Here is a 24,926-nt window from a genome sequence, read left to right on the forward strand (position 1 = left end):
ATTGTGCAAATATACGGCGCATGAAGAAGAAATACGAAATAGAGAACATTGAGATCACGGACTTCGCTGCTGAAGGAAAGTGCATCGCTCGTCATGATGGAGAGGTTATCTTCGTGGATGGCAGCAAGGTATGTCCGGGAGACGAAGTGAAACTTTTGGTCTCAAAATCGAAAAAAAGATTTTCAGAAGGTAGAGTTTTGCAAATAAACAAAGCCAGTTCTGCACGAGTAGAACCTTTCTGCGCCCATTTTGGAGATTGTGGTGGATGCACGTGGCAGCATGTGCCGTATGAGACGCAGTTGGCTCAGAAAGAGCGACAGGTGTACGATCAACTTTCGCGTATAGGTAAAGTCACCTTGAGGAATACTTCGCCTATTCTAGGCTCTAAAAAGACGCAGTATTATAGGAATAAATTAGAATTTACTTTTTCCAACTCTCGATGGTTCACGGAAAAGGAGGTGGCCTCAGAAGCTGAACTAGACAGGGATGCCTTAGGTTTTCATGTTCCGAGGAGATTTGATAAGGTTTTACCTATTCATCACTGCTATTTGCAAGGTGGCCCTTCAAATGCCGTGCGCGACTTCTTCCGGGAAGAGGCAAAGGCATCAGGGAAACCTTTCTATGATCATATAGTGCATAAAGGTTTTTTCCGGACTTTGATGATTCGGACCACCAGTACCGGTGAATTGATGGTTTTGGTACAATTTGCCGAGAATGATCAAGATGCCATTAAGAGTATTTTGGATAAGTTTCTACTAAAATTTCCAGATGTTACTTCTCTAAGTTACGTCATCAACACCAAAGGGAACGATACCATTTATGACCTGGAACCGGTATATTATCATGGCTTGCCTTATATTACAGAAGAAATGGAGGGTTTGAAGTTCCGTATAGGAGTAAAATCTTTCTACCAAACGAATTCCGAACAGGCTTACGAATTGTATAAAAAGGTAAGGGAATATGCTCAGATTCAGGAGAATGATCTGGTATATGACCTGTATACGGGAACGGGTACTATAGCTAATTTTCTAGCCAAGGGGGCAAAGCATGTGGTAGGTGTAGAATATATTGAGCCTGCGGTAGAAGATGCACGTATTAATTCCCAGATCAATGGGATTACCAATACTACTTTCTTTGCGGGAGATATGGCCAAGGTTCTAAATGAGGAATTTGTAGCTCAAAACGGTAGACCTGACGTAGTGATCACGGATCCTCCTAGAGCCGGTATGGACAAATCAGTATGTGAAGTCTTATTAAAGGTGGCACCTAGAAGAATAGTTTATGTGAGTTGCAACCCGGGGACGCAAGCCCGTGATTTAGAAATCTTAAGCGAAAAGTATGAAGTAGAAGCCGTAGCTCCTGTAGATATGTTTCCTCATACTTTCCACGTTGAAAATATTGTCAGTTTGATTCTAAAATCTTAAGGATCTGTTCTATAGGATCTTGATCTGTTTTTAAGGGAAGGTCAGGGGGAATTCCTTTGCCTTCCCATTTTAATATCTTCCTTCTCCCGGGCATATCCGTTGGATAGTATATAAGATTGCCTTCGTCCAATTTCAATCTCCTGCCATAATTACTACCGTATGTTAGCATTCCTCTTGTAGTTTCTCCACTTAAGGTCACATTATTCATTTTTCTGATTTTAAGGATCAGAAGTTCAGCTTGGCTTAGGGTCCCGTGGTTCATTAGCACAAAGATCCCGCCCTTGTATTGTTTTATTCTTTTCAAGTACTTTCTCATTGCGAATCTGGAGCCTCCTTCATTTTCTCTCAGATCTATGATCCAGTAAGGCAAAGGTTTTGCAGCATCCAATTCAGCAATGAGTGAATCTGAAGAAGAAGTGGTTATAGGATTTCTTTGAAAACTTCTTATTAGAGTATATTGTACTTTGTCATTAAGTATCTGATGTTGAAACTTGGGGCTTTTAGCATGGAGCTTTATAGGATATCTATTGATACTACCTGGCTTTTGGTACCACATCCTTTGGCCATTAAGAATGTACTCTGAATGTAATAGGGAACCTTGTTGATATCTCTCCTGAGTACATAAAACATAATTTTTAGTGTAGGGATGCGCATATATGGCCCATAAACTACCATTTGGCTTTCTATGTAAGGTAAATACGATCTCTCCCGCTTTCCAATGAGGGACATCAGATGAATGAATAATCCCAATATAGGAATCATCCTTTTTAAAAACCTTGACTTTATACCAGTTGCCATACTCGTATTCTCCTTCCAGCGAATCTGAAGGTGTAACATTTATCTCACCTTCATAAAAGGGCGGTGTGGACTTTAATTGATACAAAGACATGTGATGGTCTTCCACGGATATTACAAGGGAAGACAATTTCTCTAAATAATCTAGATCGTTAAGGGATGATGAGCTTTTAACGGCTTGTAATCTGTTGTAATATTCCTTTTTGTCTTTGCCTTTGATCTGTTGTTTGAAGGATTTCGTTTTTTGCAAAGCGAGATCTAATGCCAAGGCATCTTGTTCAAGACTTGTTTGTCCTAGTGCAGGACTTAAAGAAAGGCAAAAAAATAAGCGGTATAATTTTCTCATACCGCTAAGACTTCAGAAAGTGGAAAAGGTTTAGTTCTTTTCCTTCTTTAAGTTCTCAATATCAATCTTTTGATGCTTTAATGCATTTGATTCGAGGGTAATGTACTCCTTTCTTTTTTTACTGATATCTGTGGCAGCATAGATGGCATGTAGCATAGAACCCGGATCAGCTACGTTCTTCCCTGCAATATCAAATCCTGTACCGTGATCAGGAGAGGTTCTTATTCCCATAATACCTGCTGTGAAGTTTACACCACTATCAAATGCCAGCATTTTGAAAGGTGTTAAACCTTGGTCATGATACATGGCCAATATGGCGTCAAATTTTTGAAAGTTTTCAGAGGCAAAGAAGCCGTCAGTAGGGAAGGGGCCAAAAACCAAATGCCCTTTTTGTCTAAACTGTTCCAATACGGGGCTTATTACCTTTTGTTCTTCATCACCAAGAAGTCCATTTTCACCGGCATGTGGATTTAAGCCTAGTACTGCAATTCTAGGTTTGGGAATACCAAAATCCACTTTTAAAGAATTTAGCATGATGTCTAATTTAGAACGGATAGCTTCTGGAGTTAGAACATCTTTGACTTTCTCCAAAGGGATATGTCCGGTAACTACACCAATACGTAGTTGTTCTGCGATCATGAACATCAGTACGTCCTCTTTATCAAAAGCTTTGGCAAGGAACTCCGTATGACCGGGGAATTGGAAACTCTCACTTTGGATATTTTCTTTACTGATTGGAGCAGTAACTAAAGCATCAATCTTTCCGTCCTTCAAGTCCTGAGTAGCACGTTGAAGGCAATCGTAGGCCAATTGGCCTGCTCTAGGATCTTTGGTACCTAATTGCAAGTCGAAAAATTCACCTTTACCACAATTGATGAGATTACTATGCTTTTGTTGAGCCTGAGCAGGGTCATTGATAATGGTATATTGCCAATTGTTTAATCCTATGATAGACTTGTATTTGTTGAGATGCTTTCCTGATCCATAGATGATAGGAATACAGGTCTTGTTTACGCGGTGGGTATTTAAAGCTTTCAATAATACTTCCGGTCCAATTCCATTTACATCTCCTAGGGTAATGCCTATTTTAGGTATAAATTCCATGCTTTGATTTTATAAATCGCAAATTTAGGGATTATTGTGGAATATATTGGGCTTTCTTCATCCATTCTGAGGGTTGAGGTCCCATGGTAAATTCTAATTCTCCTCCTTGCATCAATTCCTGGTAGCTGATAAACCATTTACCTAAGGAATTTCCGTTCCATTTGACGTCCTGAATGTATTTGTTCTTATCTGAATTCTTCTTAGCCGTGATCTTTAAGATCTTGTCTTTGGGTAATTTAATGATGGCTTGCTGAACCACGGGGGAACCGAAGACAAAGAAATCTTTGCTGGGGTCAACCGGATACAATCCTAAAGCATTGAAAATGTACCAGGCGCTCATTTGACCCACGTCTTCATTTCCTACTAGTCCGTCAGCTTGAGTTGAATAAAATCTGGACATGATCTCTCTGACCTTTTCAGCCGTTTTATAATGCTTACCTAGGTAAGAATAGATATATGCTATATGATGACTTGGCTCATTTCCATGTGCGTATTGTCCTATGAGACCTGTGATATCATTTGACGCTTTGCTATCAAGTTTTTGATCCAAAGCAAAGAACTGGTCAAGCCTTGCTTCCGTTTTCTGAGGTCCGCCTATGAGTTTAATCAATTCAGGGATTTGGTGTGGAACCATCCAAAGGTATTGCCAAGCATTGCCTTCTATATAATCGTTTTCGCGATGTGCAGCGTAGAAGGGATCAAATGTTTCCGAAAATGTAGAATCTGCCCTTTTGCCTCTGAAAAAGCCGGTAACGGGATCAAAATAGTTTTTATAAAGCTGTGCTCTTTTGGAATAGTATTTCGCCGCCTCTTTTTGGCCTAATTTATCCGCCATGTCAGCAAAAGCGCCGTCTGCAACTGCATATTCCATGGCCCAAGCTACGGTTTCATGGGTGGAATCTGCGGGAATCCAACTTAAATCTCGGATATATTTTTGGAAGGGGGGCAATTCAGTAGTGGTAGGAGTATTGCTGAATTTGTACAAGGTCTCGAACGCTTTATAAGCCGTTCCTAATTTGATTAAACCTTTTCTGTATGCATCTGCAATAACAATCATGGCAGGATTTCCAACCATAGTAAAGGTTTCATTTCCATGTAGTGGCCACATGGCTAGCGCATTTTGCTGCTCAGATTGATGCAATAAACTTTGTACGAAATCCTCAGATTTATTAGGATCAGTTATGGTTAAGAGGGGGTGTAAGGACCTATAGGTATCCCAGAGGGAGAAGACGGTATAATTTTTAAACTTTGCCTCCCGGTAGACCTTTTGATCAGCACCACGGTAGTCGCCATTAACATCATTAAATAAACTAGGAGCAAAGCGAGTATGATAAAGTGCAGTATAGAAGATGGTTTTTATGGAATCTGCTGCCTCTATGTTTATCTTATCGAATTCCGTTTTCCATTTCTTCTCGGCTTCCTTTTTAATTACATCAAAGTTCCAATGAGGAAGTTCCTTATCCATGTTTAAGCGGGCATTGTCATAGGAAACGGGAGATAAGGCCACCTTAATTTTGACTTCTTTTAATTTACTTGGGAAGTAGATTACTCCTTTCATCCCTTTCCCAAAGCCTTCTTTTCCCTGCACAGGCTTCTCATCGTCATAGAGTTCAAAGCGCTCAGCAGGTACGTTAGTAGTCAATGCAAAGAAGACCTTTTGGTCTTTAGCCCAACCGGTAGAAAAACGATGTCCTACCCACAGGGTATCATTGATCTGCTCTAGGCGTGTGGCTGTTGGAGCATCCCATCCTATTCCAAATTTCAGGTCAATTAATACATGAGGTCTGTCAGGGTTTTCAAAACTGTATTTGTGAAATCCCACGCGTTCCGTAGTAGTCAATTCTGCGAGAACCTCATACTTAGGGAGAAATACTTCATAGTATCCCGGTTCAACTTTTTCATTTTTCTTGGAAATGGGGGAGCCATATCCTGAGTGCGGTTCTCCTATTTTCATAGGGGATAATTGGAGTTTACCATTTGCCGGTAACAGTAGGATATCATTCAAATCGCCAATACCGGTACCGCTCAAATGGGTATGAGTAAAACCTAAAACTTCTTCGCTAATGTAATTGTAGCCCGAAGTCCAATCCCAACCTGAGAACTCATCCCAATGTCTCATGATTTGCGAAGGGCCTAATTGAACTGCACCAAAGGGGACATTTGCTCCCACAAAGACATGTCCATGGCCTTTAGATCCAATGTAAGGATCTACAAAATGAATGGCTTCTTTCTTGGTACAGCTAAGAAGAGCTAGCAGCCAGATCCATTTTTTCATATCGTAAGTGTGTGTAGAAAAAAAAAGGCCGGGAGCTACCCGGCACTATATTATACCGTTTGACGGTTCATTACTTCCGTCTGTTTGCGGATGGATTCCATGTGAATAAGTTTGAACAGTTCTTCAACCACTTCAGGGTAAAGGTTCAGGCTTTTTGCCCATTCTGCTCTACTTTGATGCACATGCTTCCAACGATCCAATTGGAGTACCGCTACATTGTTATCACGCTTATATTCACCTAGCTGCTCAACGATAGCCATTCTACTGGCAAGAACTTCCATCAGTTCTCTGTCAAGGTTATCAAGACGAGCTCTTAGTCTGTCAAGTTCTGATTGGAAATCGGTACCGTAAGTAGCATTTCTGAACTCGATGTTATTTAGCATTTCACCTAATGCGTCCGGAGTTAATTGTTGCGAGGCATCTGACCATGCTTCATCCGGATTACGGTGAGATTCTATGATCAATCCGTCATAGTTCAAGTCCATGGCTCTTTGCGTAAGTTCAGCAAGATAAGCTCTCTTACCTGCCATGTGGCTTGGGTCTCCAATCAATGGTATATCTGGGAACGAAGTTTTGAATTCCACAGCGATTTGCCACATTGGAGAGTTTCTATATTTCGTTTCTTGAGCATTCGAAAAACCTCTGTGAATACCTCCTAATTTAGTGATCCCTGCACCTGCTATACGCTCAAATGCTCCTACCCATAAAGCCAAATCCGGGTTAACCGGGTTTTTGATCAATACAGGCACATCTACTCCTTTAAGAGCATCCGCTAAATCCTGTACGTTAAAAGGGTTTACGGTAGTACGCGCACCAATCCATAATACATCAACGCCATACTTAAGCGCCAGTTCCACATGCTGAGGTGTAGCTACTTCTACAGCCGTTTTAAGACCCGTCTGTTCTTTCACTTTTTGTAGCCAAGGTAGGGCTTCTTCGCCTTTTCCTTCAAAGCTTCCCGGACGTGTCCGTGGTTTCCAAACCCCTGCACGATAGATATGCGCATAACCGTTACGCGCTATGCCTTCTGCGGTTTCTAAAACCTGCTCCTCAGTTTCCGCACTGCAGGGACCTGCAATGATAAGGGGTTTGCCGTCTGTATTTACCCAAGACTCCAACGGCGACACATTTAAATTTGCTTTCATTAAGTGAAACTATTTAATCCTTTTCTATTTTACACCGATTCTATTTTTATCTTTGCACCTCAAAAAAATAATAGAGTATCGTTATATGGCACCTAAACAGCGTATTGATTTCTCAGATACGGAAATAGCTTTCAAGAACCAGTCTAAAAACCAGCTCGATCTCAACTATTATATATTTATGGCCATGAACCAAAATTGGCTGGTAAATATAGGCACTTTTTTGATTAAGTGTTTTTTGAAGGTTGGATTACCCATAAAATTCATAATTAAAAAGACAATATTCCAATTATTTTGTGGGGGAGAAGACATTAAGGAGTGCGAGAAGACCATTGACAAGCTTCATCAATACAAAGTAGGTACTATTTTGGACTACAGTGTAGAAGGTGAAGATGATGAAAAAAGCTTTGACGATACTAAGATTGAGTTGTTGAAAACCATAGAAATGGCCAGCTTAAATCCTGATAAAATTCCTTTTTCTGTTTTCAAAGTTACAGGAATTGGATCTCGGGAATTGTTAACAGAAGTGCAGGAGTTTGGAATGTCTTGTTTAGACAGAGAAAAACTGGCAGCATACCAGAGAATAGTGAAACGTTTTCAAGGGCTATGTAAAGCTGCTGCTGATAAAGGTGTCCGACTGCTAGTTGATGCTGAAGAAACTTGGATTCAGGATATCATTGATGAATTGACTTTGGAGGAAATGAAGAAGTATAATACTCCAGAAAAAACCATCATCTACAATACGTATCAAATGTACCGTACGGCTTCCTATGGTATTCTTAGTTCTCATTTGGAAGCCGCTAAAGAGGCTGGCTTTACAGTAGGTGCCAAAATTGTTAGAGGAGCCTATATGGAAAAAGAGAGGAAGAGAGCAGAGGAAAAAGGCTATGCTGACCCTATCAATCCAAGTAAAGAAGCTTCGGATGATGAATACAACAAAGCTGTGAGATTAAGTTTGTCAAATATTGACCATATCTCTGTTTGTCTAGGAACGCATAATGAAGAAAGTTGTATTTTGGCTACCAAATTATTGGAAGAAAAAAATATTTCACAGAATGACCCTAGAGTTTATTTCGCTCAATTATTAGGGATGAGCGATAATATCTCTTTCAACTTGGCTTCTGCAGGATATAATGTAGCTAAGTATGTACCTTACGGACCTATTGAAGCGGTTATGCCGTATTTGTTCAGAAGAGCTGATGAAAACACTTCTATAGCCGGACAAAGCAGTAGGGAGTTTCTATTGATTAAAAAGGAAAGACAAAGAAGAAGCGCATGAAACCAGTAGTTAAGTATATACTCTTTGTTTTATTCCTCCTGTTAGTGGATCAGGCTTTGAAGTTATGGATGTATTATTCTGTGGTACCTAACCATAACGGATCCATAGATTTGATACCGGGTGTGTTTAAGTTGCACTATGTTACTAATCCGGGAATGGCTTTTGGGATGGAATTAGGTGGAAGTTATGGAAAAGTGGCTCTTACCTTTTTCCGTATTGTGGCCATGATAGCTATAGGATATTTCTTAATCAAGAAGTCCTTTACACATAGCCACAATCCTATCCTTTGGGCCTTGGCAGCTATCTTGGCTGGTGCTATTGGTAACTTGATTGATAGTGTGTTCTATGGAGTTCTTTTACCGGGAAATTCTCCGGATTGGGCAGAAACACCTTGGTTTCATGGAGAGGTGATTGACATGTTCTACTTTAATTGGTTAGATGGATTCTGGCCAGAATGGGTTCCAAGACTAGGAGGAACATATTTCTTGACTCCAATATTTAATTTTGCAGATGCTTGCATTTTTTGTGGGGTTGTGGCAATTTTAATCTTTCAAAAGAAATTTACTGAACTGGGAAATAAATGAAAAGCTCCAATATCAAATTAGCGATAGGATTTTTAGTCTTTTTTGCTTTGTATCTATCTTATAATATCCCGGTTATCAAGATTCAAAAGATCGTACAAATTACTAGTACCGGTTTAGCTCTACTCGGCATGATTTATGTCTTCCGTAAGGAAGATACTAAGAAATGGCAGAATTTGACACTTATCGTACTGCTTGCAGCGACATTAGTGGGCTATTGTATAGTGAAATAATCCTTCTCAATATAACTAAGGGAAAACGGCAGGGTATGCCGTTTTTTTTTGTTTTGGAACTTATTCATTTGTTATAACATTATTTAGTATACCAATTAGGTTGCAAATGAAGAAGCTATGGATCTTAGGGCTACTGGCCTTACAAGCATGTAACGTGTTTGAAGTGCATCCTTATTCCGGTAGAATTACTGGGCCGGAGAATATTAATAATAGAAATATACAAAAAATTGAGGAGAATACCAAGGTCAAAGATACTTTGACGTATATCTTTTTATCAGATTCTCAAAGATGGTATGACGAATTAGAATCGGCAGTAAAACATATCAATACCTTTGAGAAGGTTGACTTTGTAATCCATGGAGGAGATTTGACTGACTTTGGATTGACAAAGGAGTTCTTATGGCAAAGAGATATATTGGAAGGTCTAGATGTGCCATATGTGGTCCTAATAGGGAATCATGACTGCTTAGCAAACGGTGAAGAAGTATTTGAACAAGTATTTGGCCCTACTAACTTTAGCTTCATGGCAGGTGATACCAAATTCCTGTGTTTGAATACAAATGCGCTTGAGAACGATTATAACCGACCAATTCCCGATTTTGAATTTATACGTTCTGAAAGAGATAAAGGAAATTACAAGAAAATGGTGGTTTCCATGCATGCAAAACCCACTTCAGAGCAGTTCAATAATAATGTCTCCGATATCTTCCAGTCGGAAATGAATAAATTCTCCGGCTTCTTATATGCCAATTATGGCCACGAGCACCAATACCTAGTGAATGATCTTTTTAATGACGGTAAGATCTATTATGGGGTGCCGAACGTCGGCAAGCGGCAATACTTGAAATTCACCATTACACCTACTGATTATACGCATGAACTGGTTACGTTTTAAGACCGTAGTTTTAGGAATATTCTGTGTAGGTATGGCTCATGCACAAGATTTGAAAAAGACTACTTTTAAGGTTGTACCATCTCACTTGACGGGTCAGTTTGCCGGTGCAATGGGGGCGGCTGCTGTAGGTCCGGGCTTCAATTATGGAAAGCATAAACGATGGGATAGTGAAGTTCTATTGGGATATGTCCCTAAGTTTGACTCGGAGAAAGTGAAATACACCATTAACTTTCGGCAAACGTACAAACCTTTTAATCTGCACTTAGGAAATCACTTGAGCTTGTACCCTTTACGTACGGGTGCGTTCGTGAACACCACCATAGGGAAGGAGTTTTGGATGAGTACCCCTGAGAAGTACCCTAGCAAATACTATACTTTTTCCACCAAGCTGCGATTAAATATCTTTGCCGGACAGGAGTTGGCCTATCATTTGAAAAGTAAAGATCTGGAAAGTATCCGTTTTTTCTATGATATTCATACTTCAGATCTTTACCTTATTAGTCGAATACAAAATACATATTTACGTAAAAGGAACTATCTAGGACTAGCCTTAGGTGTAAAGTTGCAATGGAAGAGATTCTGAACAACTAGGATAATTACCTACGGTAATAGGTAATGGCTAAACTTTGTTCTTTCAGTAGTACTCTATGCACACCTCTTCTGAACTGGGATACCCCACGCAAGTCATCACATAACCTTCTCTTAGCTGTTTTTCAGACAATCCTTCTGTACCAGTCATACTGACATCACCTGAGGTACATTTCGCTGCACAGGTATTGCAACTTCCGGACTGGCAGGAATAAGGTAGATCAAGACCCGCTTCTAATCCCGCATTAAGGATAGAACTACCAGGCTTGACCTTCACAACATGCTCCACACCCTTCAATTTAATTGTGATATTGTATGTTGAATCATTCTTTATCGTAGATGGTGCAAAGAATAGTTCTTGATGTATTTTATCTTTGCTAAATCCCAACCCTGCAATAGTGGACGAAGCCATCTTCATAAGTCCTTGTGGTCCGCAAAGGTAGAACGCCGTCTCAGGCATTATGCCTACTTCGCGGAGTATTTCTTTTAATCGTTCCGGATTAAGGCGATGTGAATTCTTGAAGAACTTTGACCAAAAACCTTTTCTCCCATCGCTCCAATAATGTCTAATCTTGAATCTAGAACTGTACTGGTAAGCCAAATGGGTTAAAGGTTCCAAGAAAATGGTTTCTTCCCTTGAACTGTTTACATAGATTAATGCAACTTGCGAACGTGCTTCCTGGGTTAAAACGGTTTTTATCATGGAAAATAGGGGAGTAATACCGCTTCCTGCCCCTATTAAAAGTAGGTTTCTACCAATATAGCTCCGTTTCAGAAAGAAATTACCTGCCGGAGCTAGAGCCTCAAGAGTATCGCCACAACGAACTTGTTCTATTAGATAATTGGACATTTTACCCCCAGGAACCCGCTTTATGGTGACAGACAAATGTTTTTCCACATAAGGTGAAGACGACAAAGAATAGGCCCTTCTCACTTCTCTTCCGTCAATGCAGGCGATTAAAGTTAGGAATTGGCCGGAGAAGTACGGTAGAGCTTCTTTAGTGGGTTCAAAATGAAGGGTCACAGCATCAGGGGTTTCCCTGCATATTTCCTTAATTTTCAATTGAATTTTAGCTTCCATCTTGCTGTCCAGGTTTAATTTATTTTAATAGAAGATCAATAATGGCTTCTGGGTCTTCTCCGGTTTTTAACCAGAGATCCTCAAGATGAACCGCAACACCTATATCTACTCCACGTTCTTTCAATCTTTGTTCTGCTAGTAAGTAGTCTATAGACAAAGCTTTAAAGGCATCTCGAACTGGAGCTTTTACTATGCGATCCATGATTTGCAAATCTACTGGAGGGTACATCCTTTCAGACACCACTAAAACAGCAGATATCACCAAAACGCCAAATAATGCTGGGAGAAAAACTTGCTTATTGAAATGGGTTCTAAGTGCATTCCAATTAAGTATTACATGGAAGATAGCACATACTATGAAGAACAGACCTAAGATTTCATGTACAACTTCCGTATAACCATCAAACCAGTGAAAGAGCATCAGAAGCCCTGATATTCCTACAACCAAAAAGATTAAGGAGATGAAGGGTGTTACATAATTTCTATTTGGTTTCATCTTAGTTTCTTGAATTTGGTTTCCAAATCATTTAGCCACTTCACCCTTTTTTCGTGGCTTACACGTTTCACGGAAGTGAAGCTTATCCATTCTGTTTTTTTATAGCCCATGGCTTTGAAAGCACTTTTAATCATCACCTTTTCTATTAGGTTTCCTATCCAAAGGGAGTACATGATTCTGGGCTTATTCATGGTTGATATTACAGTGATCCCCTTCAGGTTTTCTAATAGCGGGACTAATCCATAACCTCTGGGATGATGGTCGTAGGCGAATCCCGGGGAAAGTACCCGGTCAATTAAGCCCTTAGTGGAAGCTGGCATAATATCCCACCAAATGGGAAAGATGAAGATAAGATGATCTGCTACTTCAATACGCTTTTGGTAGTTGATTACCAAAGGATCAACGGCCCGGTGTTGTACGAAAGCTTGCAGATCAGCAGCAGTCATAGCAGGATTGAAACCGTCTTGGTCTAGGTGGATAGTATCTACTTCATGTCCTCCCCGCAAAAGCCCTTTCTGGACAGACTCTAGAATGGCATTGCAATAGCTTTTGTCATAAGGATGATTAAATACGATAACAACTCTCATTTTTTAATGCTGTTTGATTACAGCACAAAATTGAGATATGACCTTGGGCGGGAACGATAACAATTGTTAATAAATGCTATCTACGATTTCGTATTCTGCTTAGAGATACGGAGGTGATTCCCAGATATGAAGCAATGTAATGCTGTGGAACACGTTGAACGATGTGAGGATGCCTTTCAAGCAACTCATCATAGCGTTTCTTTGGATTATTCTTCAGGTAGGAAAAGGCCATTTGCTGCGATTCAAATAAACGCCTGAACAAATGTTCCTCCAAGGCCTTTTTTAATTCCGGAGAATTGTCCAGAATGATTTGAAAATCATGTTGGGTAAGGGTTTGTAGGAAAGTGGGTTCAATGCTTTCAATGCTGTAAAGACTTGGGCGGTTAGTTCGAAAACTTTCCATAGAGGATACACTATCACCTTCAAAGAAGAAATGGGTAGTAATCTCTTTCCCATCGTGATTTACCCAGGTTCTAAGGCATCCCTTTTCTATGAAATACATGGTTTTAGATACTTTGCCTTCCTCTAGTAAAATGGTCTTAGCAGGAACCTCTAGAGGTTTGAAATAAGGTTGGAATATTTGCCAGTTGGTCTTCATGATACAGAGTGGAATATGTTTCAAAAATAAACCTAATTCTAAAAATCCGTTCTATACGTTTATACTATTCTGAAGTCATGATTACAAAGCTGTGATCACCCTTTCTTAAGAATTTTAGACGTTGACACCTGATTAGAGCAAAGGTTTTATTCCTTCCTCAAATTCTTTGCCCCTCCATCTAAATGAGCATTGTTTGAAATGGCCCCAGAAGTCAAAAAGCAAGAACATTGAAACTAGAAGTACTGCCATAGAAAGATCAGAACACTAGAATGTTTTTCTGAATTTAATCTTTCTGTAACCCTCCCCTTTTTAGGACATAGTATAATTAAACAAAGATATTGATTTATTGTTCTTCCAGCAGGGGGAGCTAGCTCCCCCTGCTGGAAATGAAGTGCTCAAATTTTTAAACTTTTCCGGGGTGAATCCTCCTAGCGATTCATGCGGTCTTTGGGTATTATAATCCTTCATAAATTCTTCTGCCAGGATTCTGACCTGAAGGATATTTTCAAACACATAAGCGTCCAGTATAGATGCTCTAAAAGTTCGGTTAAAACGTTATCCATTCTGAAAGGGCTTTCCGGGCTGGATATAAAGGAGTCTGATGTCATTCTCTCTACACCAGTCAGCCAACACATTTGCAATAAATTCAGGGCCGTTATCAACTCTGATTTGGGTAGGCTTACCTCTATATGCGATTAGATCCTCCAGACTTTGAACTACCATGTTCGACTGTATACTGAAATGAGCCTCTACGGCCAGAGCTTCCCGGTTATAATCATCGATGATATTCAAAATTCTGATCTTCCGGCCATTGCCAAGAACATCATGCATGAAGTCCATGCTCCAGGTATGATTGATACCTTCCGGCTGAATCAACGGTACTTTAACACGTGCAGGAAGCCTCTTGCGAGTCTTTTGACGAAGGTTTAGACCCAATAGAAGGTAAATCCTGCGGACACGCTTGTAATTCCATTTAAGGCCCTGATTCCGTATCCTTTGATACATCTTATCCTGACCCTCCTTCGGATGATTTTCGGCTAGACCTAGTAGCTTTCCTCTTACTTCTGTATCGTCTTTTACAGAAGAATAGTAATAAACGGAACGACTTAAATCCATGATCTTACAGGCCTTTTGAATGCTCATGCCATACTCGTTTACGATATAATTCACCACCACTCGCTTTTCAAAAGGCCCTAAAACTTTTTTGATAGTACGTCCTTGAGAACGGCATGATCCAGGGCTAGATCAGCATACATCTTCTTTAATCTGGCATTCTCCTGTTGAAGAGATTTTAGTTCTGCCAGATCCGTCCCACTCATCCCTGAATACTTCTTCTTCCAGTTATGGAAAGTGGCTTTGTGAATATTTAATTCCCGGCAGATGTCTTCTACCTTACGACCGTTCTCGTACTCTCCGAGTACTTTCACAATCTGATGTTCTGAGTGCTTACTCTTTTTCATTGTTACAAGTTAATGTTAAACCTTTAGTGTTGCGTTTTAACTTGTCCTATTTTTGGGGAGGGTTACATATTGACCTCAATACAGCTTCATTACGGAGCTGTTTTTTTATGACGATAAAATTTTAGGTGGAAAATTGATTGGCTAATTCAGGCTAAAACTGAGTCGATGAAGGTCGATTTTTCGTGAAAAATGTATCCCCTTCGCATATTGTGGTGATTAATCAATGTGCGTAAAACGGGTTCGACTGTACTGCTGCGTCGTTTTACCAATCGTCGATGATATACTGTTCAATTACAGGTTTTATCACATCTTCATAGATAAAGCAATGCATTGACGCTACCTACATATTAAACTATCCCATCTCGCTATCGATTGATACTAATTATTGTTAGAAGTAGTTTTCAAACTTGTAGGTAGAGATGGGTAGTATTTTGTTCTAAGCACTCTTTGCAACAAAGAATAATTACTGTAATTCCGTCACAATAATTTCATTTCCATCCAAATCGAAACAATGAAAAAAGCTATATTCTGGAGTTTTAATAACCTCAGTTTTTAACCTTACGTTGTTATTTTTAAGTCGCTCATGGAGAGTTTCTAGTTCTTCTGTATAAATCACCATCGTAGGTTGTTCGGCGGTTTGATTACCTACACGTTCTCTTTGCTTTTTTGTATCAGCTTTCAAGAACCAAATACCTAAAGAATCAGATGGTTTGCTACCAATATGAAGGAATCGTTGTCCTCCATCTGTAATAACATCAAAAAATCGCGTAAAGCCAAAGTTTTTTTCATAGAAATTGGCTGATTTCTCATAATCCTCTACCAAGAGAACTATTCTACCTAAATAATTTCTCATAAAAATAAAAATTAAAGATAATAAGATTTCGAAAACCTACAGTAAGGAATACTGTAAGATTGCTTTATCATAAAGCCTTTGATAGGCATATTCGTTTTTGGGTTCAATCCAGTTGTACTCAATAAGATGCCATTCTTCAGTGTATGAGTCTAATTTCAGTAGTCGAATATGTTCAATTCCACATATGACAAAATCAATTACTCAACCCCTTGAACAATTTTGTTCCTGTGTTGAAATCCCCATTTTTCCATTGCCAATAAAACCTCATTCAGCGTTTGGCTGTAATCAGTTAATTCATACTGAACCGTAATCGGTTTGGTATCGCAGACTGTTCTACTCACTAATCCATTCATTTCCAATTCCTGTAATTCTTTCGATAAAATGCGTGGAGAAATCCCTGCTTCTCTTGACAACTCATTAAACCCTTTTTTCCCGCTTCGTAAAACCGAAATCAATACCAGCTTCCATTTTCCACCTACTACATCTAACGTATCTCTGATAGCCATTTTGGCTTTTGAGCAACTTTCTACCGTGTGTTTTGCCATACACTATTCTTTTTGTAAGTACTATCCTTTTTGTAACAGATAACAAAGGTATAGTATTTATTCTGAATTTTGCATCAGAATTTAAAAATTAAAATTATGTCACAAAAAACAATCAAAATCACAGGATGGGCATTGACCATCATTTTAGGACTAATATTCACAATGAGTGCCTTTATGAAACTTACGCAAAACGAAACAGCTTTGGCTCAAGCTTCTTCGTTCGGGATTGATACCACCACTTATCAGTTCCTCGGCATTATTGAAATCTTCTCGCTGATACTCTTCATTATTCCGAGAACAGGAATTTTAGGGACATTGTTGTTAATAGCCTATTTGGGTGGAGCTATTGTCACACATTTGCAACATCAACAACCGATAGCAATGGCGGTTATTTTTCAAATGCTGCTTTGGATTACGGCGTTTATTCGTTTCCCCGAACTGAAGCAAAGGATTTTTCAAACTAAAAAAGTACAACAATGATGATACGCAGAAACATTTCAAAAATAACCCAAAACCATTGGCATAATGGTTTCTTGGGAACAGGACATCGTGCAATGGCGGTATTGGACGGTGTATCTTACAAAGACAGTGATCCTTTTATTTTGTTTATGGACGACAGCCTAAACCTTCCTGGTGGAGAACCCGTAGGAGGAGCACATCCACACGCTGGGTTTGAAACCTTGAGCTTGGTTTTGGAAGGCAATGAAAAAGATTGGAAAACGGGAAGTTTTGAACTAATGACCGCCGGAAAAGGCATTATCCACACCGAAGAAATCACTTCCAAACAAAAACTTCGTATGCTGCAAGTGTGGTTGGTACTGCCGCCCGAAAAGCGATACGCTCAACCTTTCTTACAAAGAATGCTATTGGAAGACGTACCCAAAATTAAAACCAATACATACGAAATTCGTGTGTATAGCGGAAGCAGTAACGGATTGATTTCGCCATTAAAAAACCAAACGCCATTTACTTTGGTGGACTTCAGGTTAGACAACCGAGCTGTGGTATCACAGGAAATTCCATCGCACTATAATGGTTTGGTATATGTATTAAAAGGCAGTGTGAAAGCAGGAGACAAAATCATCAAAGCCGAACAAGCGGGGTGGCTTGATAAAGCGACTGAAGAAGGCGATACCGAAATACAATTTGAAGCATTGGAAAACGACACCCATTTTGTGTTGTATGCCGGACAGCCTCATAATGTTCCTGTGGTTCATCACGGACCATTTGTAGCAGACACCATGGAAGACATCGCACAGATGTATCGAGATTTTCGTCAGGGAAAATTTCCGCATTTGAACGATTTGCCAAGTGAACAAAAAATCACTTCCTTTTCAGAAACGAGGAAATCTATTATCAATTAAAAATAAAATGAATTTCAAACAATATGACGATGGCAAAGAAGGGAGATTCTTTGTTATCTTAGGCAACGAAATGGAAGCAGGGTGGATTCAATACAAATGGTTGGACAACGGCAACCTGCTTGCCAATGGTACACGGGTTTACGAAGAATTTAAAGACCAAAAATTGGGTATTCCGCTTTTCAACAGATTGGTGGAGTTTGCGGAAGAAAGGAAAACAAAAATTTATCCACTATGTCCGTTTGTGGTCAAAACCTTTGCCCGGCATCCCGAACTAAAACATCTTTTAGCTGACGATTATTTGCAAGAACAAGAAATAACGACAAACTCAAAGATTAGACTTGACTAAAAACACCTACTGCTAACAAAGGTAACCGTTGCACAACTCCCTAAAAATCTCAAAAACTAAAAATATTGACCTCTATACAGCTTCGTTACGGAGCTGTTTTTTTATGACAATAAAATTTTAGGTGGATTTACAATCTGACAGATAAATACATAGATTAAATTCCTAAAACCCATAAAAAACAATAAGTTTTAGGAATTTTACATATCTTTGTCGTATGAAGACCATTATACGCAAAAACTATTTAAACACGCTTTCAGTACTGAAAGACAAAAACTTAATTAAGGTCGCCACAGGCGTTAGGCGTTGTGGAAAATCAACTTTAATGATGCAATTTCAAGATTTGTTACGTGCTGAAAACCCAAATGTTTCAGTTTTGGCAATCAATATGGATATGCCTGAATTTCGAATTTTGGCAGAAAAAAATTGGAAAGAAATTTACGATTACATTATTCAGCACATCAAAAAAAACGAAACCAATTATGTTTTTATAGACGAAGTTCAAAATGTTCCCGAGTTTGAAAAACTTTTGGAGGGTTTGTATGTTCACCCAAATATTGATTTATATGTAACAGGTTCAAATGCTTTTTTATTGTCGAGCGAATTAGCAACTTTGCTAACAGGCAGAGCTTATGAAATCAATGTTTTGCCTTTTTCGTTTGCTGATTATTTAGAGTTTACAGAAAAAACGGCAAATCCTGATAGAGCATTTGCTGAATATGTGCGAACAGGAGGTTTTCCGGAAGCAGTACGGCTATCACAAGCTGGAAATAATTTTGCAAATGAATATTTGCAAACTGTTTTTAAAAACATTTATGAAAATGACATTTCTAAACGACATACGATTTATGCAGAAGAATCCTATCAGGAAGTAGTTGATTTTCTTATTGATTCGGTTGGGTCTAATGTTTCAGCTGGAAATATTGCCAAAGTTTTAAGTGCAAATAAGAAAAAAATCGACAATAAAACCGTATCAAAATACATTAATACACTTGTTGAGGCATATTTGTTTTACAAAGTAAATCGTTATGACATTAAAGGAAAACAACATTTAGCAACTCAAGAAAAATACTATTTAGTAGATTTAGGTTTTCGTAATGCTTTACTTGGAAAAGAATTGGTTTCCGATGCAGGTCATTTACTCGAAAATGTAATTTATCTTGAACTAAAACGTAGAAATCACCAAATTTGGATAGGAAAAACCGACAATTTAGAAGTAGATTTTGTAGTACGGAATAATGAAGGTTACACACAATACATTCAAGTTTCTCAAACTGTACAAAATGCAATAACTCTTGCTCGTGAATTAGCACCGTTTGACAAAATTCCCGACCATAATGAGAAAATTCTCATCACAATGGATTACGAATCAGGAACACATAACGGAATAAAACAAATAAACGCAATTGATTGGCTATTAAACCCATAAAATAAAGACGAACAGTTAAAAAGGGGTTTACAAGATTTCGGGCTAAGGTCTTATTTCAAGTTTTTTCATATCTTTGAAATTAGGTGTTTAATTGAAAGTTCGGACTTTTTTAGTCCGCTCCCTCGCAAAGCCCCAAAACGTTATCAGAAATCCTACTGAACTCACATCTTGAAAGAAAAACCGAAAAGTTCACCATAAAGAGTTTTTCAGAAAGTCACAACTTTGTATCATTTTTTGATTAGAGTAAATGGAACAAACAGAACGAGACATATTAAGCCGAAGCAAAGAAATTACGGAAAACTACTTTCAGTTTTTGGACAAACATATTTTAGATGTAATTTCAGGAAAGGTTGATGACTTTATGGAAATTAACCAAATTGCAAGAGAGTTATTTCTGTCGCACAAGCATTTGACAGACATTCTACAAAAAGAAACAGGAAATCATCCTTGTCATTATTATGACCTTAAAATTCTCGATGAAGCCAAAAGAATGCTTTCCGAAACAGATAAATCTATTGCAGAGATTGCTAAGATACTCACTTATGATCCCTCCAACTTTTCAAAATTCTTCAAAAAATTTATTGGTCAAACTCCAGGGCAATTCAGAAAAGAAAACAAAAAATAACAATTCCGAAAAGTTCACCACGAATTAAATACAAAGTCTTGCCACTTTTGTCTTATAATTTTTAACACATTTAAAATCAAATAAAATGGCAAGAAACGATTTAAAAGGAAAAGTGGTTCTTATTGCAGGTGGTGCAAAAAATTTAGGAGGGTTATTGAGCCGTGATTTTGCAAGCAAGGGAGCAAAAGTAGCGATTCATTACAACAGTAATAGCACAAAAGCGGATGCCGAAAAAACTTTAGCTGACATTACGAATGCTGGTGGAGAAGTATTTTTGTTTCAAGCAGATTTAACGGATGTAAAAAATATTACTAAACTATTTGATGCTACCATCGAAAAATTCGGAGGTGTTGATATTGCAATCAATACCGTAGGTAAAGTGCTAAAAAAACCTTTCGTAGATACAACCGAAGAAGAATATGACATTATGAGCGACATCAATGCAAAAGTGGCGTATTTCTTTATTCAGGAAGCAGGAAAAAAACTGAACGATAACGGAAAAATCAACACGATTGTTACTTCACTATTGGCCGCATTTACAGGATATTATTCTACATATGCAGGTGCAAAAGCTCCGGTAGAACATTTTACAAGAGCAGCTTCTAAAGAGTTTGGTTCTCGTGGAATTTCTGTAACAGCTGTTGCTCCTGGACCAATGGATACACCATTCTTTTATGGACAAGAAAGTGATGATGCCGTAGCTTATCATAAACAAGCTTCTGATTTAGGCGGATTGACCGATATTAAAGACATCGCTCCGTTGGTAGAATTTTTGGTAACTGACGGTTGGTGGATTACTGGACAAACCATTTTTGCAAACGGTGGTTACACAACGAGATAATTGAAAAATTATTGAAAGGTAAATGACTTTGTTGTTTACCTTTTTCTTTAAACCAAAGACGATGATACTAAAAATAATAAACTCCGTTCTAATCCTTTTTGCCGTGTTTATGGGAACGAAACACGGTTGGAATATGCTTACTGCTAAACCCGAAATGTTGGAAATGTTCGGCAAATGGGATTTTAGTAAAAATGCTGTTGTCATCAATGGAGCAGTAACATTACTAGCTTCGGTTTTGATATTATTTCCCAAAACTTTCGTATGGGGAAATTTCCTGATGGCAGCTGGAATATTGATGATTATCTGTCTTCAATTATTGAACAAAGACCTAAAAGGTGTAGCCACAGAAATACCTTTTTTGGTACTCAACTTAGTAATTATCTATTTACAACATCCTTTAAAAAATAATTAAGATGGCTTATTACAAATTATTTTTAATCTCACTGTTTATTTCATCTGCACTTACAGCGTGTGGTCAGGTAAATAATAGTATAAAAAATGAAAATAACACTTTAAATTCAAAACAAATGCAAGACGAAACGATATTAAAACCTGTAAAAACTTTGATTGAAGCTATGAAAGCAGAAAATGCCGAACTAATCAGAGCTCAATTTTCAGAAACAGCAACCCAAGCGTATGGAGCTGATGGAATAATGAAAACAGCTGCAGAAACCAAAAAATGGATAGAAAGTGACATCATTGAGCGTCAAGGAAAAGTAGCAAATCCTGAGTTTACCGTAATTAGTGAAAATGAAGTGGTTGTAAAAGGACAATATTCAAGTCGTGGTTACACAAACAAAGCCAACTTTTTGTTCACCGTTGAGAACGGACTGATAACTAGTTGGAGAATGCGATATTAAAAAAGGACTTCCGCCAACATCGGTAACCGTTGAACAACTCCCTAAAAATCTCAAAAATAAAAATATTGACCTTAATACAGCTTCATTACGGAGCTGTTTTTTTATGACAATAAAATTTTTAGGTGGGAAATTGACTGGGTAATTCAGGCTGAAACTCAGTCGATGAAGGTCGGTTTTTCGTGAAAAATGGATCCCCTTCGCATATTGTGGTAGTTGATCAGCGTACCTAAAACGGGTTCGACTTTACTACTCCGCCGCTTTACCAAGCTCAGGCTCAAAAACATTGTCGCTTAGCATGCCCCAAACCAAACTTTTTTTATTTATTTTTTAGTTGTGCAACAAGCACAAGGGTTTTGCAAAATGGTGGTTTAGGTGCTTAAATCAAAGTCATCGCATTTAACTAACTTTGTGCCTAACCGAAAAGTATGTGCCTCTATCTCCGCCACTGACACATACACGCGGCCCGTTGGCAGCAACCGTATGAAGCGACAGTGCGACCATTGACGGAGTAAAATTAAACACTGAATGACTGTCCCCGTAAGTACGGTTTACAAGCGGAAGTGGAACTTGAAAGTATTGTAGCGTTAATCAACTTTTGTTGTCGTGGTACAGTAATTCAGGTCTGATAGTATCTTGTGAACGAAAGGACAGACAATTAACACGATTACTGCCAACGCTCGGAAACGGAAAATTAAATAAATAATATGAAAATCGACAAAATATACATAGTAAAAATAAAAAATGCGGAGGAGCTAATAAATAGATATGAAAGATTATCATTAATGTAAAATAAATAAGATGCACTTGCTATCAGAAACCGCAAAATGGAAAACAGAATCAGAATTTGTATCACCTGACGGAATAATATCAAAAGCAACAGGAGAATCAAACATCATTGTAAAAAAACAAGAAATTAGAAACGATAGTTGGGCTGTTTTTGGAGGAATGAAACGAGTAAACAACTTCAAAATTAGGATAGTTTCTAATTATGAATATCATTTCGAATCTTTAAATCCAGAACTTGGTATTCAGAAAGGAATATTCAATGTTGATAGAAATCTCATTTACTCAAAATTCACGATTGAAGGAACAAACTTAAATGGTTTTGAAATCATAAAAAGATTAGATGATATTTGTTATGCGAATGGTTCATTGTACGATGGAGAAAAATTAATTAACACTTGGAATGCTGTGATGAACAAAATAGAATGAATCTAACGGCAGCTGCCGCCATTGCCTTTGGCATAATGGCGGGTTAAGGCTAAAAATTAGAGTTTCGGCTTTTGCTTACTGTGTCGCTAAATTGAAACTTTTCGCTTCAATTTCCACCACTGGCGCCAAGCGCCAAAACGTTAGCGGTCATTGTAACGAACAACACCGTAGAAACCGATGAAGTACGAAAAAGTTAAGCCTTACAGAGAATTAGAACCCTTTATTCATTTCTATTGGGAGCTAAAAGGAAACGAACGTGGGACGCAATGGGAAAGGGTTTTTCCAGATGGTTGTGCAGGTATTGTAATGAATTTGGGAGATACTTGCTTGACTGACAACGGTATGACTAAAATGGAATTTGGGAAAACATATGTTGTTGGTGCAATGACTTCATTTAAAGACAGCTTTATTGATAACGATACACATCTAATAGGTGTGTGTCTAAAACCTGCAACTTTTGCAAATTTTTATAGCTATACTTCACAAAATGAATTGACCAACGACACTATTGAGTTTGAAAAATCTAATTCCTTTAATATTGATAAAACCCTCAAAGCCCCGTTCGATTATTTTAACCATTTTTTTTCCGAAAGAATAAATAGCAAACACAATCCATTACAATCGGTTATTAATGATATACACTCAACAAACGGACAAATAAGCATTTACGAACTGTCAAAACGAAATTTCACAACTGTAAGACAATTAGAGAGAAATTTTAAAAGGCTCATTGGCTTATCCCCAAAAGAATATTCAAATATTATTCGCTTTCAGAATGCTTTGAATACAATCAAAAATTCAAATGACAATCGTAGCTTGTTAGATATTGCTTTTGAATGTGGCTATTATGACCATTCACATCTTACCAACGAAATCAAACGAAACACAGGACTTTTGCCATCGCAACTTTAAAATGTCGCATTTTTACAAAGTACCAATGTTTTCTTAAAGGTAACTTTGCAGAAACTTAATAAATTTAAGCAAATGCGAAAAATATCACTTTTTATTGCAACAAGTTTAGACGGCTACATTGCAAAACCTAATGACGACCTTAGTTTTTTAAAACTCGTTGAAAAAGAAGGAGAAGACTACGGTTATGCAGCGTTTACAAACACAATAGACACGTTAATTATTGGCAGGAGAACCTACGATTATGTTCTTAACGAAATCGGTTCTTCTCACTACGACAACGGACAAAGAGATGTTTATGTCATTACAAGAAATCAAAGACCAAAGGTAGGCAGAACAACTTTTTACACAGGAAACTTATCTGAATTGGTCAAACAACTAAAATCTGAAAAAGGAAAAAATATCTATTGTGATGGTGGTGCAGAAGTAATAAATGAACTTTTGAAACACGATTTAATAGACGAATTTATAATTTCGGTTATACCTGTTCTATTAGGCAATGGAACACGACTTTTTAAAGACGGAAGACCCGAACAAACACTTGAATTTGTTCAAGCAAAAACATTTGAAACAGGGTTAATGCAACTGCATTACATACGAAAAAGATAAACAACGAACCGCTAACATCGGTTTTGCAAAAGAGCGGGTTAAGTGCAAAATTCAACGACAGTAATTCTATTACCCCATAAGCCATTTTTATTTCCCTTTTTTGTAATTTAGCAGTATGCGCCCTACCAAGTGCATATTGCTTATTCTGAATTGGAGGCGGATCTTTGTGTCATGAGCACAGAATTAAAAAGAGAGAGGATGCTTTCGCTGGTTGAGGATTGGAAAGTGAGCGGATTGCCCCAAAAAGCATTTGGCCTATTGCACGGGATCAACGTTTCGACCTTGCGTTACTGGGTCGCCAAGTCCAAGGAACAGGAAGCCGGTAGCAGAGGTTTTATGCCCTCCGGATCAGCTGTGAAAGGGGAACAAATAGAGATTATCTATCCTACAGGGGTGAGGCTGAAAGTACCGCGCGATTTTTCTCTGATATCGCAGCTTATCCGATTGTAGCA

Annotated in this window: 28 protein-coding genes and 1 pseudogene; 18 read left to right on the forward strand and 11 right to left on the reverse strand. The window is 38.3% G+C overall.

Annotated features, from left to right (window positions below; all coding sequences use genetic code 11):
- Positions 1–20 precede the first annotated feature (20 nt).
- The gene (gene rlmD, locus LBYS_RS03775) at positions 21–1,424 is read left to right on the forward strand and encodes a 23S rRNA (uracil(1939)-C(5))-methyltransferase RlmD (RefSeq protein WP_013407573.1); all 1,404 of its coding nucleotides are present in this window, start codon (positions 21–23) and stop codon (positions 1,422–1,424) included.
- Here rlmD and LBYS_RS03780 read toward each other — a convergent pair.
- From LBYS_RS03780 to LBYS_RS03795, 4 genes are read right to left on the reverse strand one after another with little or no spacing between them, the layout of a single operon-like run.
- Positions 1,402–2,565, reverse strand: a complete 1,164-nt coding sequence (locus tag LBYS_RS03780) for a S41 family peptidase (protein ID WP_013407574.1) — start codon at positions 2,563–2,565, stop codon at positions 1,402–1,404. The genes rlmD and LBYS_RS03780 overlap by 23 nt on opposite strands.
- Positions 2,566–2,595: 30 nt before the next feature.
- Positions 2,596–3,669 carry a 4-hydroxythreonine-4-phosphate dehydrogenase PdxA gene (gene pdxA / locus LBYS_RS03785; RefSeq protein ID WP_013407575.1) on the reverse strand — a complete coding sequence of 358 codons (1,074 nt, stop codon included), beginning with the start codon at positions 3,667–3,669 and terminating at the stop codon, positions 2,596–2,598.
- A 31-nt stretch (positions 3,670–3,700) separates the two neighbouring features.
- Positions 3,701–5,944, reverse strand: coding sequence for a GH92 family glycosyl hydrolase (locus tag LBYS_RS03790; RefSeq protein ID WP_013407576.1), 2,244 nt, complete (start codon positions 5,942–5,944; stop codon positions 3,701–3,703).
- A gap of 50 nt (positions 5,945–5,994) precedes the next feature.
- On the reverse strand, positions 5,995–7,089 hold the full coding sequence (locus LBYS_RS03795) for a chorismate mutase (RefSeq protein ID WP_013407577.1): 1,095 nt from the start codon (positions 7,087–7,089) through the stop codon (positions 5,995–5,997).
- Positions 7,090–7,174: 85 nt separating this feature from the next.
- Here LBYS_RS03795 and LBYS_RS03800 point away from each other — a divergent pair, with 85 nt between their 5' ends.
- The 5 genes from LBYS_RS03800 to LBYS_RS03820 all read left to right on the forward strand — a co-directional run bounded on the left by LBYS_RS03800 (position 7,175) and on the right by LBYS_RS03820 (position 10,657).
- Positions 7,175–8,365 (forward strand): proline dehydrogenase family protein, encoded by a 1,191-nt coding sequence (locus tag LBYS_RS03800; RefSeq protein ID WP_013407578.1) that lies wholly within the window; start codon positions 7,175–7,177, stop codon positions 8,363–8,365.
- Positions 8,362–8,949 (forward strand): lipoprotein signal peptidase, encoded by a 588-nt coding sequence (locus LBYS_RS03805; protein ID WP_013407579.1) that lies wholly within the window; start codon positions 8,362–8,364, stop codon positions 8,947–8,949. The genes LBYS_RS03800 and LBYS_RS03805 overlap by 4 nt, the downstream gene beginning before the upstream one ends.
- Positions 8,946–9,179: a hypothetical protein gene (locus LBYS_RS03810; RefSeq protein WP_013407580.1), complete on the forward strand. Its 234-nt coding sequence runs from the start codon at positions 8,946–8,948 to the stop codon at positions 9,177–9,179. Before LBYS_RS03805 ends, LBYS_RS03810 begins: the two co-directional genes overlap by 4 nt.
- A 106-nt stretch (positions 9,180–9,285) precedes the next feature.
- Positions 9,286–10,074, forward strand: coding sequence for a metallophosphoesterase family protein (locus LBYS_RS03815; protein WP_013407581.1), 789 nt, complete (start codon positions 9,286–9,288; stop codon positions 10,072–10,074).
- Positions 10,055–10,657 carry a hypothetical protein gene (locus LBYS_RS03820; protein ID WP_013407582.1) on the forward strand — a complete coding sequence of 201 codons (603 nt, stop codon included), beginning with the start codon at positions 10,055–10,057 and terminating at the stop codon, positions 10,655–10,657. The genes LBYS_RS03815 and LBYS_RS03820 overlap by 20 nt, the downstream gene beginning before the upstream one ends.
- A 51-nt stretch (positions 10,658–10,708) precedes the next feature.
- Here the strand turns inward: LBYS_RS03820 and LBYS_RS03825 are convergent, their stop codons facing one another.
- The 7 genes and pseudogenes from LBYS_RS03825 to LBYS_RS03860 form a co-directional block, all read right to left on the reverse strand.
- Complete coding sequence (locus tag LBYS_RS03825; RefSeq protein WP_013407583.1) at positions 10,709–11,743, reverse strand: 2Fe-2S iron-sulfur cluster-binding protein; 1,035 nt, start codon at positions 11,741–11,743, stop codon at positions 10,709–10,711.
- A 19-nt stretch (positions 11,744–11,762) separates the two neighbouring features.
- A complete protein-coding gene (locus tag LBYS_RS03830; RefSeq protein WP_013407584.1) occupies positions 11,763–12,239 on the reverse strand; it encodes a DUF4405 domain-containing protein in 477 nt (158 codons plus the stop codon).
- Entirely contained in the window at positions 12,236–12,826 is a 591-nt protein-coding gene (locus LBYS_RS03835) for an NAD(P)H-dependent oxidoreductase (protein WP_013407585.1), read from the reverse strand. Before LBYS_RS03835 ends, LBYS_RS03830 begins: the two co-directional genes overlap by 4 nt.
- A 76-nt stretch (positions 12,827–12,902) precedes the next feature.
- Positions 12,903–13,424, reverse strand: a complete 522-nt coding sequence (locus LBYS_RS03840) for a Crp/Fnr family transcriptional regulator (protein ID WP_013407586.1) — start codon at positions 13,422–13,424, stop codon at positions 12,903–12,905.
- Positions 13,425–13,733: 309 nt separating this feature from the next.
- Positions 13,734–14,884, reverse strand: a pseudogene (locus LBYS_RS19850) (IS3 family transposase).
- Positions 14,885–15,347: 463 nt separating this feature from the next.
- Positions 15,348–15,737 carry a VOC family protein gene (locus tag LBYS_RS03855; protein ID WP_013407587.1) on the reverse strand — a complete coding sequence of 130 codons (390 nt, stop codon included), beginning with the start codon at positions 15,735–15,737 and terminating at the stop codon, positions 15,348–15,350.
- 197 nt (positions 15,738–15,934) lie between these two features.
- Positions 15,935–16,282 (reverse strand): winged helix-turn-helix transcriptional regulator, encoded by a 348-nt coding sequence (locus LBYS_RS03860; RefSeq protein WP_013407588.1) that lies wholly within the window; start codon positions 16,280–16,282, stop codon positions 15,935–15,937.
- 96 nt (positions 16,283–16,378) lie between these two features.
- Between LBYS_RS03860 and LBYS_RS03865 the strand changes: the two genes are divergently transcribed.
- The 12 genes from LBYS_RS03865 to tnpA all read left to right on the forward strand — a co-directional run bounded on the left by LBYS_RS03865 (position 16,379) and on the right by tnpA (position 24,924).
- Positions 16,379–16,762: a DoxX family protein gene (locus tag LBYS_RS03865; RefSeq protein WP_013407589.1), complete on the forward strand. Its 384-nt coding sequence runs from the start codon at positions 16,379–16,381 to the stop codon at positions 16,760–16,762.
- Complete coding sequence (locus tag LBYS_RS03870) at positions 16,759–17,646, forward strand: pirin family protein (protein WP_148225762.1); 888 nt, start codon at positions 16,759–16,761, stop codon at positions 17,644–17,646. The genes LBYS_RS03865 and LBYS_RS03870 overlap by 4 nt, the downstream gene beginning before the upstream one ends.
- A 7-nt stretch (positions 17,647–17,653) precedes the next feature.
- Positions 17,654–17,992 carry a GNAT family N-acetyltransferase gene (locus LBYS_RS03875; protein ID WP_013407591.1) on the forward strand — a complete coding sequence of 113 codons (339 nt, stop codon included), beginning with the start codon at positions 17,654–17,656 and terminating at the stop codon, positions 17,990–17,992.
- A 214-nt stretch (positions 17,993–18,206) separates the two neighbouring features.
- A complete protein-coding gene (locus LBYS_RS03880; protein WP_013407592.1) occupies positions 18,207–19,418 on the forward strand; it encodes an ATP-binding protein in 1,212 nt (403 codons plus the stop codon).
- Between the two features lie 247 nt (positions 19,419–19,665).
- Complete coding sequence (locus LBYS_RS03885; protein WP_013407593.1) at positions 19,666–20,043, forward strand: helix-turn-helix domain-containing protein; 378 nt, start codon at positions 19,666–19,668, stop codon at positions 20,041–20,043.
- 85 nt (positions 20,044–20,128) lie between these two features.
- The gene (locus LBYS_RS03890) at positions 20,129–20,884 is read left to right on the forward strand and encodes an SDR family oxidoreductase (protein ID WP_013407594.1); all 756 of its coding nucleotides are present in this window, start codon (positions 20,129–20,131) and stop codon (positions 20,882–20,884) included.
- A 61-nt stretch (positions 20,885–20,945) separates the two neighbouring features.
- A complete protein-coding gene (locus LBYS_RS03895; RefSeq protein WP_013407595.1) occupies positions 20,946–21,296 on the forward strand; it encodes a DoxX family protein in 351 nt (116 codons plus the stop codon).
- 1 nt (position 21,297) lies between these two features.
- Positions 21,298–21,744, forward strand: a complete 447-nt coding sequence (locus LBYS_RS03900) for a nuclear transport factor 2-like protein (RefSeq protein ID WP_013407596.1) — start codon at positions 21,298–21,300, stop codon at positions 21,742–21,744.
- Between the two features lie 798 nt (positions 21,745–22,542).
- Entirely contained in the window at positions 22,543–22,956 is a 414-nt protein-coding gene (locus LBYS_RS03905; protein WP_013407597.1) for a hypothetical protein, read from the forward strand.
- A gap of 177 nt (positions 22,957–23,133) precedes the next feature.
- Positions 23,134–23,868 (forward strand): helix-turn-helix domain-containing protein, encoded by a 735-nt coding sequence (locus tag LBYS_RS03910; protein ID WP_013407598.1) that lies wholly within the window; start codon positions 23,134–23,136, stop codon positions 23,866–23,868.
- A 72-nt stretch (positions 23,869–23,940) separates the two neighbouring features.
- On the forward strand, positions 23,941–24,474 hold the full coding sequence (locus LBYS_RS03915) for a dihydrofolate reductase family protein (RefSeq protein WP_013407599.1): 534 nt from the start codon (positions 23,941–23,943) through the stop codon (positions 24,472–24,474).
- A 198-nt stretch (positions 24,475–24,672) separates the two neighbouring features.
- On the forward strand, positions 24,673–24,924 hold the full coding sequence (gene tnpA / locus LBYS_RS03920; protein WP_013407600.1) for an IS66 family insertion sequence element accessory protein TnpA: 252 nt from the start codon (positions 24,673–24,675) through the stop codon (positions 24,922–24,924).
- Positions 24,925–24,926: the final 2 nt, after the last annotated feature.

Source organism: Leadbetterella byssophila DSM 17132, assembly GCF_000166395.1.
In the GTDB taxonomy this organism is placed as follows: Bacteria; Bacteroidota; Bacteroidia; order Cytophagales; family Spirosomataceae; genus Leadbetterella; species Leadbetterella byssophila.

What these genes read in the sequence shown, in the direction of transcription:
- LBYS_RS03825 (WP_013407583.1), bottom strand. Translation starts at nt 11,743, where the DNA reads ATGGAAGCTAAAATTCAATTGAAAATTAAGGAAATATGCAGGGAAACC.
- LBYS_RS03875 (WP_013407591.1), top strand. Translation starts at nt 17,654, where the DNA reads ATGAATTTCAAACAATATGACGATGGCAAAGAAGGGAGATTCTTTGTT.
- LBYS_RS03895 (WP_013407595.1), top strand. Translation starts at nt 20,946, where the DNA reads ATGATACTAAAAATAATAAACTCCGTTCTAATCCTTTTTGCCGTGTTT.
- LBYS_RS03820 (WP_013407582.1), top strand. Translation starts at nt 10,055, where the DNA reads ATGAACTGGTTACGTTTTAAGACCGTAGTTTTAGGAATATTCTGTGTA.
- LBYS_RS03835 (WP_013407585.1), bottom strand. Translation starts at nt 12,826, where the DNA reads ATGAGAGTTGTTATCGTATTTAATCATCCTTATGACAAAAGCTATTGC.
- LBYS_RS03870 (WP_148225762.1), top strand. Translation starts at nt 16,759, where the DNA reads ATGATGATACGCAGAAACATTTCAAAAATAACCCAAAACCATTGGCAT.
- LBYS_RS03890 (WP_013407594.1), top strand. Translation starts at nt 20,129, where the DNA reads ATGGCAAGAAACGATTTAAAAGGAAAAGTGGTTCTTATTGCAGGTGGT.
- LBYS_RS03860 (WP_013407588.1), bottom strand. Translation starts at nt 16,282, where the DNA reads ATGGCAAAACACACGGTAGAAAGTTGCTCAAAAGCCAAAATGGCTATC.
- LBYS_RS03865 (WP_013407589.1), top strand. Translation starts at nt 16,379, where the DNA reads ATGTCACAAAAAACAATCAAAATCACAGGATGGGCATTGACCATCATT.
- LBYS_RS03880 (WP_013407592.1), top strand. Translation starts at nt 18,207, where the DNA reads ATGAAGACCATTATACGCAAAAACTATTTAAACACGCTTTCAGTACTG.
- LBYS_RS03910 (WP_013407598.1), top strand. Translation starts at nt 23,134, where the DNA reads ATGAAGTACGAAAAAGTTAAGCCTTACAGAGAATTAGAACCCTTTATT.
- LBYS_RS03780 (WP_013407574.1), bottom strand. Translation starts at nt 2,565, where the DNA reads ATGAGAAAATTATACCGCTTATTTTTTTGCCTTTCTTTAAGTCCTGCA.
- rlmD (WP_013407573.1), top strand. Translation starts at nt 21, where the DNA reads ATGAAGAAGAAATACGAAATAGAGAACATTGAGATCACGGACTTCGCT.
- LBYS_RS03830 (WP_013407584.1), bottom strand. Translation starts at nt 12,239, where the DNA reads ATGAAACCAAATAGAAATTATGTAACACCCTTCATCTCCTTAATCTTT.
- LBYS_RS03790 (WP_013407576.1), bottom strand. Translation starts at nt 5,944, where the DNA reads ATGAAAAAATGGATCTGGCTGCTAGCTCTTCTTAGCTGTACCAAGAAA.
- pdxA (WP_013407575.1), bottom strand. Translation starts at nt 3,669, where the DNA reads ATGGAATTTATACCTAAAATAGGCATTACCCTAGGAGATGTAAATGGA.
- LBYS_RS03840 (WP_013407586.1), bottom strand. Translation starts at nt 13,424, where the DNA reads ATGAAGACCAACTGGCAAATATTCCAACCTTATTTCAAACCTCTAGAG.
- LBYS_RS03800 (WP_013407578.1), top strand. Translation starts at nt 7,175, where the DNA reads ATGGCACCTAAACAGCGTATTGATTTCTCAGATACGGAAATAGCTTTC.
- LBYS_RS03855 (WP_013407587.1), bottom strand. Translation starts at nt 15,737, where the DNA reads ATGAGAAATTATTTAGGTAGAATAGTTCTCTTGGTAGAGGATTATGAG.
- tnpA (WP_013407600.1), top strand. Translation starts at nt 24,673, where the DNA reads ATGCTTTCGCTGGTTGAGGATTGGAAAGTGAGCGGATTGCCCCAAAAA.
- LBYS_RS03810 (WP_013407580.1), top strand. Translation starts at nt 8,946, where the DNA reads ATGAAAAGCTCCAATATCAAATTAGCGATAGGATTTTTAGTCTTTTTT.
- LBYS_RS03795 (WP_013407577.1), bottom strand. Translation starts at nt 7,089, where the DNA reads ATGAAAGCAAATTTAAATGTGTCGCCGTTGGAGTCTTGGGTAAATACA.
- LBYS_RS03885 (WP_013407593.1), top strand. Translation starts at nt 19,666, where the DNA reads ATGGAACAAACAGAACGAGACATATTAAGCCGAAGCAAAGAAATTACG.
- LBYS_RS03900 (WP_013407596.1), top strand. Translation starts at nt 21,298, where the DNA reads ATGGCTTATTACAAATTATTTTTAATCTCACTGTTTATTTCATCTGCA.
- LBYS_RS03815 (WP_013407581.1), top strand. Translation starts at nt 9,286, where the DNA reads ATGAAGAAGCTATGGATCTTAGGGCTACTGGCCTTACAAGCATGTAAC.
- LBYS_RS03805 (WP_013407579.1), top strand. Translation starts at nt 8,362, where the DNA reads ATGAAACCAGTAGTTAAGTATATACTCTTTGTTTTATTCCTCCTGTTA.
- LBYS_RS03915 (WP_013407599.1), top strand. Translation starts at nt 23,941, where the DNA reads ATGCGAAAAATATCACTTTTTATTGCAACAAGTTTAGACGGCTACATT.
- LBYS_RS03905 (WP_013407597.1), top strand. Translation starts at nt 22,543, where the DNA reads ATGCACTTGCTATCAGAAACCGCAAAATGGAAAACAGAATCAGAATTT.